At 61.5% G+C, this 10449-nt stretch carries 7 protein-coding genes and 1 pseudogene; 2 read left to right on the top strand and 6 right to left on the bottom strand.

Going from position 1 to position 10449, the window contains the following annotated elements:
- The 3 genes and pseudogenes from E2C06_RS33505 to E2C06_RS33495 all read right to left on the bottom strand — a co-directional run.
- Positions 1-2333, bottom strand: a pseudogene (locus E2C06_RS33505) (hypothetical protein); the annotation flags it as partial.
- Positions 2314-2787 (bottom strand): hypothetical protein, encoded by a 474-nt coding sequence (locus tag E2C06_RS33500; RefSeq protein ID WP_133292903.1) that lies wholly within the window; start codon positions 2785-2787, stop codon positions 2314-2316. The gene E2C06_RS33500 and the pseudogene E2C06_RS33505, both read right to left, overlap by 20 nt.
- Before the next feature lie 268 nt (positions 2788-3055).
- Positions 3056-3718 carry a hypothetical protein gene (locus E2C06_RS33495; RefSeq protein WP_133292902.1) on the bottom strand — a complete coding sequence of 221 codons (663 nt, stop codon included), beginning with the start codon at positions 3716-3718 and terminating at the stop codon, positions 3056-3058.
- A gap of 214 nt (positions 3719-3932) precedes the next feature.
- On the opposite strand from E2C06_RS33495, the gene E2C06_RS33490 reads away from it, so the two are divergent.
- The gene (locus E2C06_RS33490; RefSeq protein WP_133292901.1) at positions 3933-4781 is read left to right on the top strand and encodes a hypothetical protein; all 849 of its coding nucleotides are present in this window, start codon (positions 3933-3935) and stop codon (positions 4779-4781) included.
- A 406-nt stretch (positions 4782-5187) separates the two neighbouring features.
- Here E2C06_RS33490 and E2C06_RS33485 read toward each other — a convergent pair whose 3' ends face one another.
- The gene (locus tag E2C06_RS33485; RefSeq protein ID WP_133292900.1) at positions 5188-7035 is read right to left on the bottom strand and encodes a hypothetical protein; all 1848 of its coding nucleotides are present in this window, start codon (positions 7033-7035) and stop codon (positions 5188-5190) included.
- A gap of 807 nt (positions 7036-7842) precedes the next feature.
- Between E2C06_RS33485 and E2C06_RS33480 the strand changes: the two genes are divergently transcribed.
- On the top strand, positions 7843-9237 hold the full coding sequence (locus E2C06_RS33480) for a hypothetical protein (RefSeq protein ID WP_133292899.1): 1395 nt from the start codon (positions 7843-7845) through the stop codon (positions 9235-9237).
- A 658-nt stretch (positions 9238-9895) separates the two neighbouring features.
- On the opposite strand, the gene E2C06_RS33475 is transcribed toward E2C06_RS33480, so the two are convergent.
- Entirely contained in the window at positions 9896-10132 is a 237-nt protein-coding gene (locus E2C06_RS33475) for a hypothetical protein (RefSeq protein ID WP_133292898.1), read from the bottom strand.
- A 25-nt stretch (positions 10133-10157) separates the two neighbouring features.
- On the bottom strand, positions 10158-10449 hold a 292-nt coding region (locus E2C06_RS38980), incomplete at its 5' end, for a hypothetical protein (protein ID WP_206664816.1).

Raw genomic sequence — 10449 nt, 5'->3', positions numbered from 1 at the left:
GGCGCCGCGGCCGCGTCCGCATAGATCGCTCGCCATTCGGCGCCGCCGTCCTTTGCCCTGAGCGAGCAAAGGAAGCGGTGCTGCTCGTTGGCCAGGATGCTGAGGGCCGAATCCCACCGTCTGACGCCCTTGTCGTCACCGCTGCGCTCGGCGTCAGCGCGGTATTGCCGTGCTGAGTCGATATCGCGCTCGGTCTTGGCGATCACGTCGGCATGGTGTCGCCGGCAGTGCTCAAGCCAGAGCTGGTCGACCGCCTTCACTGTGGTCGGCATGGCGTCGGCTGCCCGCAGCTCCTCTCGTACCTTGGCGGCTCGCTCGCGCAGTTGGCGCAGCTGCTCTGCCCGGGTCGCAGGGTCCGCGAAATTGGTTGGTGTGGCGGCATTGTAGGCCCGCGCGGCGGTGCCGCGCCGCAGTGCTACCAGCTCGGCCGCCGCTGCTGCGGGGTTGGCGTGGCCGGCATTCCGCAGCTTCTGCGTCCACCGCCGCCGAGCATAGTCCTCCTCGGCTGGCGGGCCGGGGCGGCGCATCAGCAGGATTGACGCCTCTGGGACGTGAGAAGGCGGCTCCTTGGTGCGTGGCGCGGCTTCCCATGTCGGCATCGGCGCCCTGCCGTGCCCGAACTCCATGGTCCGCGCCGCTCTGCTGTCCCACAGGGCAAGGGGATCCAGGTTGTTGTTTGGCGTAGCCGTCGGTGCGGGCTGCGGCTGCGGACGCGGCGCGCTCGCCGGCGGCTTCGCTGACCGCTGCTTGCCCCGCGCCCAATCAGTGAGGCGCGCCCACAAGCCAGCAGTCTGCGGCTCCGGCGCCGGCTGCACGGGCTTCGGCTGAGCAACTGGCCGCCTCGGCCGAGGCGGTGCCACTGCTCCTGCTGCGCCTTTGCCGCTCTGGCCTGCGCTGCCCTTGCTGTCACCCTTGTCTCCCGTGCGAGCGGCCTGGGGGCGCGGCTGTTGGGGCTGGGCTGGCTGCGGCTGTGCGGGCGCAGGTCGGGCTGGTGCCGCCGCTGGCTGCGGCTGGTGGCCTACCGCGTGCGGGTGCAGCAACCGGATCGCCTCGCTAACCGGGGCCGAAAAATCGCTGCCGAGAGGGGGTGGCTCCACCACCATCGGATTGCCCTGGGCGCCGATCGCCTCGATGGCCGGCCGTGGCTGAGGTGCTGGCTGGGGCGGTGGTGGTGGCTGCGGCGCCACCGGCTCCGCTGCTGGGGTGCGCTCCTGCTCAAGCCGCCTGGCCGCCTCGGCAATCTCGTCCGGGGTCGGGAAGACCATGGCGTCCAGTTCGGCAGCCTCGCGGGCTTCCTGCGTCTTGGCCCGGCTGGTGTCGCGTCCCTGCCTGCCGCTCTCCCGTGCAGCTGTGCGTGCTGCTGCCCGTGCTGCTGCACGCTCCTGCCGGGGCGTCAGTAGCGTGACGTCGGGCGCCTTCGTGGCAGGCTGTGCTGGCACCGCGTCTCGGATGCGTGCCTTAGCCTCGGTGTAGATCGGCAGGTCGAGGCCTGCGAGGCGGCTGTGAACCTCGGCGGCCTTAACCGTGGCGCCGGCCAGCTTGGCGCCGCCCGAGACCACACCGGTCAGTCGGTGAGTGGTGCCGGCCCGGTCGATGACAACGGCGGCCTTGGTCCCCTGGGCGAGGATCAGTCCCCGCTCTGCCAGGGCTGCCTTGAGGGCTGCGCCGTTATCGCTGGACTGCCACGCTTGGTAAGCGGCGGCGCGGACCTCGGCCAAGGGCACGCCGGTCCGCTCCTCGATCAGCCTTTCGCGGGGCGTGGTGCTGGCCGCCCGGCGGTCGCGCTCGAGCTCGCCGCTGGCCTGGACGAAAGCCGCAACATCGGTGGCGCCCATCTTCCGCAGGGCGGCGTGAACCGACTTCGCGTGGGCAAGGGGTGGGCATGGCATCCCGAACCGATGCGCCGTCTCTACGGCGCACCGCTCGCGGCGGGCGTAGTCGTGGGAGAGGCGAATAACTGAGCCGTCGTCGCGCGCCAGGTCCCAGGCATAGTGACGATGGTGGCGCTGCCCGGCCTCGCCGGTTTTGACGTGCTCGACGCCTGCGCGGGCGTGGTCCTCTAGGCCGAACTCGCGCTCGAACCGCTCGAGGAAGTCCTCGTACACCTCGTCGCGGTCGTCCCAGCCGAACGGCGGGTCGATGTGGACATGGTAGATGGTGCGGGCGCTGCTGGCGTGGGCGGCGCGGTCGGTCAGCTCCTCGATCTGGTCGCGGATGCTCTCGCTGCCGAGGTGCCGCGCCGGCAGCACTCGGATCGACTCGTTCTTTGCAGCTTTAGCCAGGTGCTTGCCGAGGGCGGGACCGCCCCGGCCGCTATTGGCCCCGGAGATCACGGACCGCTGCCCTGGCGTCAGCCAGGGCCTCCCGAGCAACTGGAGTCAGTCTGCCGACCTGGTTGATGGCGTCCTCGTCCACCCCGAGGGTCCGGGCCTCACTCAACCAATGGAGGAGAGCGCCGGTCAGCCGGCCAAGCTCGCGGACCACGGCAACCGCCCGGTCCCGTGTCTCGCTCGGCGCCTGTCGCGGCACCCAGCGACGGTTGGTGCCGGCGGTGCCGAGGTCTGCCTCGATCAGTTGCGCGACGTAGGTGGAAGGCCCAAGGCCGGCCGCGTCGGCTCGCGCCACAAGGTCGGCATAGGCCGCATCGGTCAGCCGGGCTGACACGGTGCGAGGCTGCTGGCGCTTGTCCGAAGAGGCGGCCGCTTGGCGCCGACGCCGCGACGAACGCGCCGGGGCATTGCCCGGAGCGGTCTCGGCGGCTGCGGCGGTGGCGGTGTCCTCGGACATGGCGGCACCACTTCCTTGCTTCACTTGCCGCCAGTTGGCGGCGGGGGGTCCACGGGGGGCGAAGCCCCCCTGGCCAGGTGCATGGTTTACCATGCATGCCTGGCTAAAGTCTAAATTAACGGCAGGCGAACGAAATCAGCAAGGGAAATTGCTATACTCGATTGGTTAGTGTCGGGTGCGGAGGGTTTGGCTGCAGTGCTCTCGCGGTACTCTCAGCATACCGCTCTGGCGATTGGTGCGTTCCTGAAATTCGTCAGGTTCGTCGGGTTCAGGAGGTCAGCAGGCCAAGTAGTTGCTGGTTGGCGTTGGGTACAGCGTCGGGTGCAGGGGGCGGCAAAATGTCGGGTGCAGTATCGGGTTCGTTTTGTGTGCTGAGGGCGATTGCCGTCTCGATATGGGTCTGCCGGGGGTCGTCGCGGATCGTATAGACGTCGGATGCAACTTGCGGCGCTGGCTCTGGCCGGTCCTGTAGCACGGCGAGTCTGCGTCGCTCCGATGCCTCGAACCACGCAACCAGAGGTTCCACAACCTCGTCCGTGTTCTTCGCGCCTTGCAACGTCTTGGTGTGGCATTCGGTAAGGAGCTGGCGCACCTCGTCGGTTCTCTCGGGAGTCGATCCGTCAGCCATTAGGCGAGCCTGGCGCCGTCGGATTCGGGCAGCACGGGCAGCCTGGGCATGGACGCGCTTGCCGAAAATCGCAGGCGTCTCACTAACCTCAGCGTCGGGTGGCTGATCGCCTGCCTGTGCTTCATGGAGCAGGATCCGAGCCCGGTCAGACCCGATCCCAACCCGCCAGCGATTCCGTGCCGCGCTCTGGGTCTCGCGGATCGTCGGCCATTGGCGGGCTGGGTGGTTCGCCCTCAGCTCCTCGATCAGCAGCAGCACGTCGTCGCGCTCTATGAGCCGGAAGTCAGGGCAGGGGGCATCCATGGTGCGATCCTGGGGTGTCGGGTGCAGCGTTGGGTTCGATATGCGGCCTCAGACGGTAACCCCTAGTGATTTCAGGGTGCTATTTGCGCAACCTGTATGGATGGTTGGCTGGCGCCAGGAATGGCTCTGGTGAGGAGACCGATCGCCATTTAACTAAACGTGTAAGCCGGTCCTAATGGATGGATCGTCTTTTCTAACAGTCTGAGAGAACACCATGCCTGCCGAATTAAGATACAAGCCTGTTGGAGTTTGCATATATTGTGGCAGAAGGCCGCCAGAGGTTGAATTATCTGACGAACACATAATAGCTGATGGATTACAAGGAAATATGATTTTACCAGCCAGCAGTTGCAAAGGCAGCAAAAGCTGTGCCGAGAAAACATCTAGGTTTGAGTTCCGTTATATAAATGGCGCACATGATGGCCTAAAGACATATTTAGGGGTTTATGGAACACGTAGAAAGAAAAATAGAAAAACTACAATACCTCTTTTTGTTAGTGAACCAAAGGATGGCGCCCCTAGCAAGTTTGCAGGAAATTTACTGCCATCCCAGCATCCATTCATTTCTCAGTTTGAGCATTTTGAGCGACCTAGAATTTTTACAGGCAATCCGCCTCCTGAGAATGTAAAAATGTTAGCTCGACTTTGGAATTCAAAGCCTTTGAAAAACTATCCCGCAGTGAATGGTCCTCCTTGGATTGGATTTGAGCCAGTGGTTCGAACACTATCAAAAATTGCTCACAGTTATGCAATTGCAGAATATGGTATGGGCAGTTTCTCTCCATTATTAAAAGAAACTATATTAAACGATAGATTTGATTTTGATGATAAAGCCTGGTCAATGTTTATTGGTTGCGAAACTGAAATTCCAAAATATCCCAGCTTAAACCTCCATGAGGTATCCATAGAGCCGGTTAAGTTCCAAAATAGATTTTTATTGTTTTGCAAAATTTGGCTATTTTCTTCTGCTGAATCAACTCCAATTTATGAAGTTGTAGTTGGAGAGCATTGGAACAGCGGGTTCACTCCAAGAAAATCTGTTGTGCCGCATCAGCTAAGTTGAACCTCTGCGCCTCGGGCAGGTCAGGTTGCCGGCCCATCGAGGCCGGCTCTGTTTCTCAGCCTGTCGGATGTTCGGCGTGGGCAGGACGGTGGAGGCCGCGTCAACTGATCCCGCAGGACGCCCGGAGCCACGCGCAGGCGCAGCCGAGCATGGCGAGGACGGCCGAGGACAGCAGTTGACGCGGACGGAGCCGGACCACCCTCTCAGCACCCCCGAGAGAGCGCTTCCTTCAAGCGCTCTCTCGGGGGATGCCTCCCGGCGAGGGTCTTTCATCCTTTACAGATGGTCCCATCGCGTTCCCCCTTCCATTCTGTCGCGGCAGTTTGGTCGCCCGGGACGTGCTGTTGGCTCCTATTCGGCGGGCGCTCAATAAGCAGTGGGATGCGTTAGCGACTCGTCTCGGAATTTATCTGTTGAGATTGTTCCGTCTCTCCTCACGGCGTCGTCGCATCTCACTTCTCTGAGGTAGGCGGTCGTAGATTTTAGCTTCAAGACTTACACGGGCCGTAAGCGGTAGACTTGAAATATTTTGGATCTTCGCACGAACCGAAGGTACTGGTCTTCCATTTGGGAGCCGTTTGGCTGGAACGCGAATTGAGCCAAGGAAGTTCGATGGAAACACATCGTCGATGATGACCTCCACGATTCTACTCCGCCCATCATTTTCCACCCATGCTGGGTAGAAGTGATACCGGTTAGTCATCGTCGGAAAGAGAATACTTGGGGGTGGAACAGAAGCTGCAAAACCTCCAGCAGCGTGATAGTCGCCATACCACACCCAGCCATCTGTTAGGGCCCACGACGGGTCGGGTGCAGCGTTCCCCACCGAAGAATGCGAAGAAAGAACAAAGTCGCTCGAAACGCTGCCCTTGTCGCTGATAAAACGTCCCCGAATCTGTGCTTTCATCGCTTTTGCATTCATGTCGTACCAATAGAGGAGCACACCCCCTCCAGCTGATGGTACAACTGTTAACCAGCCAATAAAGCTATCATCTATACCGCCTTCTGTTGGCAATATTGATTCAAGCTCAATTTTTTGTTCGCTATTAGGGCTGTAGTTATAAACAACATAACCATTTTTTTGCGTGCCCCCTGAGGATATCACTGAAGGATACGCTAGTATTATTTGGTTTGAACCATATGGTGCTAAAACAGTGTGAACCCAAATGTTAGCGTAATAATTTTTGAATATTCCACATATTGCAGTTTTACAATTTGCTCGTTGACTAGCATCTAGTTCAAAACCGCCACGATATCCGGGGGTCGCAGGAAAAGTCACAACTTGATTGAGTTTGAGCGCAGCATTGGAGCCGGTTACTTGGTTGGCTGGACCTAGGATGATTCGGTTGTCCAGATTAACTGCCAGAGTATTGCCTGTAGGCAACGCAGCAAGATGTCCGCGCCAAACGCGTGCATCCATTTGGGTGTGCAGGTGCCATGTATCTCCGCGGTCGGTGGACCGGAACACCATAGTTTTGTTTACTGGCGAATTTTCGTCAGGGGTAAACGGCGTCACGCCCTGTTTGGGGTTGTAACCTACGCATTGATGTACGAAATAAATTTCATCGGCGTGATTGACCGTCCCGACAGTTGCACGGGCTCCATCAGTGCCTCCCATATCCCAAGGCGCTGATGTAATGCGTGCGTTTTTTGCATCTAGTCGAAATTGAGGATAGGCGCATATCCCGTTTTGGAAGCGCGTGTCTGCTGGGTCAATCTGTGAAATGAACTGGAAGGTCTGACCGCAATCTTCAGATCGCCAAACGGGTACCCATGTTCTTGCGCTGGGACCAAATGCACCACGAAATGTTTGATCAGCCCAGTCAGGCTTCGGCACAATCGCAGTTTTTGAAATAGCAGGCCCGAAAAAAATTACAGTGCCATCCGATAAACTTATCAGTCCAGCGTCATTACCGCTAACTTGCTGCGTAGCTGGATCGGGCACTCGATCAAATCTGGCCTGCACAATTGTGACGTCTGCTTGGCTGAGTCCGCGGCCGTAAACAGGCGAAGGATTTATGTTCGATGGGTTATCTACTCCAGTGTTTAGATCTGCGAAGCGTACGTCGTTTGCAATCAATACTCGTCCATTTGGACAACTAGCATTTGTCCCAGCACGAACGACGGTGGACTCAAGTTCTCCACCTTCTGTCATGACTATAGGCTGCCCCACAGATACATTAGGAGCAGCTTTAATACCCGTAGATGCCAGAAAAACTGTAGCTGATGCCAATATAAAATTCTGCATTTTCATAATTAAATCTCCTTTTTATTATTTTTCATGTAAATGTAGTGGTGCAATGCGCTTCTGTTTATTAGGGTGTGTTTGGCAGATAAATTGATGGGCTACATAGACCGTAGGGCATATCGCGTCCGAGGAACTCCGGAACTGCTCGAAGGCCCCCCTCAGTTCTCACCTGATTTCGCACGAAGTAGCCTACTTTGACGGTGATGCAGGGTTATACGCCTACTGCGCGGGAGGATCTGTCTTCCCAGGAATGTGAGAGCCTGGACGAAGTCCTGGTCGTCATAGGACCTGGGTACGGTTGTATCGAAATCCGGACGACGATCTGCCGTCTCTCTCGGGCTGAGATTTGAATTCGGCCTGTAGATAAGTCGATTCGGAACATGCTACGGCAAAAGCCATGGCATATTGTTTCCATGGAATCAGCCGCTTAGGCAGCCTTTTTCTCGGCCGCGTTCAGAAATCTCTTGCGGCGTGCTGAACGGGGGCTAGGTTTAGAAACAGAAACGGCCCGCCACCCGAGGGTGCGAGCCGTTTGTGTGTCACCGGGCCGATGACCCCGCGCTGAGCTTGCCGGCGCACGCGGGACCAGAGACCCCAGCAAAGGACCGGGTCGGTGGCGACCCGATGACAAGATGAGTGTATGCGCAGACGCCCTCTTTTTGAAGAGGGATCGCGACCATGGCACGGCCGGCAAGACCGGATTGTGCCGTGGTCGACCAAGGTAGCCCCCTTCTTCCAGGGATCGGGGCTCACGGCGTCCCGCCGTTCCCTCCTCCATCCTGCTGGCAGCCCGAGGCTGACCTCGACGCCTCTGTGGCGTGGGAGGACCAGGCTGCTGCGCCGAAGACGGCATTCCCCCGTTTCGAGGGGGATTTCCGCTCCGTATTCGATCCTGCGATCAATCGCCGGCTGCGGCGCCAGGCCGCGCGCGATGCGCGCCGGGCCGGTGCCGTGGCCGAGGCCTCGCTGGGCCAGAAAAGCCCCGGTGCTGCCGCAGCGCTTGATACTGGAGGAAATCCTTCTACCCCCCCCTTCCAGGCTCCGCTGCCGGGAGAGTTGCGGGGCCGGGCGCGGTCCTGGGCGCTGTCTGACGGCCTGCGCCGCATCTTGCTGGATCGGGGCATCCGCAACTCGATCACTGGCTGTGGGACGGCCGCGAAGCGCCGTGGTGCTGCTGCGGCGATGGACGATGGTGGCGACCCCGAGGTGACGTTCCGCGAGGAGCATGGCGCCAAGGGTGAGCGAGCCATTGGCGTGGATGGCGTGGTGTGGTGCGGCAGCTTCCGGTGCCCCCGCTGCGGCCCCCTCCGCGGTCGCCAGCTTACCCACCGCATCTCGGTCTTGTTCAAGGCGGCTCGAGAGAAGGGTTTCAATGTCGCGCTGGTCACTCTGACCGCATCGCATGGTCCTCAAACCCGACTGTCCGAGATGCGATCGGCTCTGTCGTCGGCTCGGAGTCGGATGCCGAACGGTGGACTGCTGCGCCGTCTAACCCGTGAGGGGCTCGTGGGCTGGACCGGCACCTGGGAGACCACGGCAGGGCGGGTAACTGGCTGGCACCTGCACAGCCACCTGCTGGTGATCCACGAAGGCTCTGAGGAGGCCACGTTGGAGGCTGGCCGGGAACTGACCGGCCGCTGGCTTCACCTGCTCCATGCGCGAGGTTGGAGGGCCCTACCGACCGGCCAGGACGTCAGGATTGTTAGGCCTGAAGATGCTGACCAGGTTGCGGCCTACGAGGCCAAACAGACGGGCGGTTGGGGCATTGCCGCTGAGGCTGCCGGTCAGTGGCACAAAGGGGGACGCACCCCGTCCCGGCTATCCCTGCCGGAGCTGCTCGCGGTCGCCTCTGCCGGTGGGCCTGACGCGGCCTGGGCGGCTGACCGTTATGCGGAAGCGGTCGAAGCATTGAAGGGGCTGGCCATCCTGACCCTGGGCGCGGCTCTGAAGAAGCGGCTCGGCATCACGGCCGATGATCTGACCGAGGACACAGACCTAGAGCTAGTCGAGCAAGAGGGGACTGTCCTAGGCAGTCTCCCTGGCCGCGTCTGGACGCGTGCGGCCTCTCGCCGGCTACGGGGGTGGGTCTTGGCTGAGATTGAGCGTCTGACCGGTCACGGCGTGTGCTGGGAGGACGTCGAGGAAACCGTGACGCAGCGGGTAATGGCCCCCGTTTTGCGGAAGCGACCTCCTGCACCTGACGGCTGATCTAGGGCGGCCGGTTTCCCAACTCACGGCTAGAATCTAGGCAAGCCCGGATGACCCAGGCCGACCGAACGCGTTTGGACGCTTCCGCATCTCGTATGCGGAAGCGTATCGTCATTACTGCGGAGGTGTTGCGTGAGGGGTGACGGTGGCAAAGGGCGATAACCCTGAGCACAAGGCGGCTCGAGACCGGCAAAAGAGGCTGAGGGAACGCCGGCACGGGGCCGGTTTGCATCCTGTCTCGGGCTGGGTGCCGGCTGATCGCGCCCGTGACGCGCGCGAACTGCTAGCGGCGCTGGCTGAGGGCAGGAATGAGGTGCTGCCTTCGGCTGTGGCCGAGCTTCGCATCGAGTTGGCTGAGGCCAAGGCAGCAGCAGCGGCGGCCTCTGCGCGTGCTGTGGTGGCAGAGGCGGCTGCCCTGGCGGCAACGCAGCGTGCCGCCGCCGCTGAGGCGGAGCTGGCTGCGACGTCAGAACGGGCCAGCTTGGCGGAAGCACTGGCGGAGGCGGAGCGGACCCGTGCTGAGGCGGCTGGGGCTGAGGCGGCCAGCAGTCGTGGAAGGGCGGAAGCGGCTGAAGCCGAGATGCAGGCGGTTCTGGCTCTGCCCGTTACTGGTCGGCTGGTAGCTCTGGCCCGCTGGTTTGCTGGGCGGGGGAAGTCCTCAGGGCAGTAGAGGCTGCTGGGTGAGGCGCAGGGCGTCCTGCCTGGCGCGTATGCACGTCGTCCGGTCGCGGAACCCTGCGGCTGCACAGCGGGCGTCCGAGTCCGCTTCCGCGCGGCTGACAGCGGCCTCGTATAGCTCGGCGTCGCGAGCGGCGCTTGTGGATGCCTGGCTGGGCAGGGTGGTGCAGGCGGTGAGGGCTAGGGCGGTGTAAAGGTCGGCGAGGATGCGGGTCATGCCCGGCATCCTGCCTCTGCCTCTGTTACCGAGGGCGGTAGCTGGACGTCGATCCTGGCGTGGGCGCCGGGGTATAGCCGGCCGCGTTCGGGCCCGGTGGTTCGCGGCGAGCCTCTGCCTCGCTCTGCCGCAAGGCTTCGGCCAGGCGCCGTTGCTCCTCCTGCAGGGCTTGCAGCCGGCGCGCGCGAAGCTCCGCTAGGAGGTCAGGCGCCGCGGCCGCGTCCGCATAGATCGCTCGCCATTCGGCGCCGCCGTCCTTTGCCCTGAGCGAGCAAAGGAAGCGGTGCTGCTCGTTGGCCAGGATGCTGAGGGCCGAA

The sequence above is a fragment of the Dankookia rubra genome, from assembly GCF_004355005.1.
In the GTDB taxonomy this organism is placed as follows: Bacteria; Pseudomonadota; Alphaproteobacteria; order Acetobacterales; family Acetobacteraceae; genus Paracraurococcus; species Paracraurococcus ruber_A.
The sequence above is the reverse complement of the archived record's forward strand: the minus strand, read 5'-3'. Positions and strand labels throughout refer to the sequence as shown.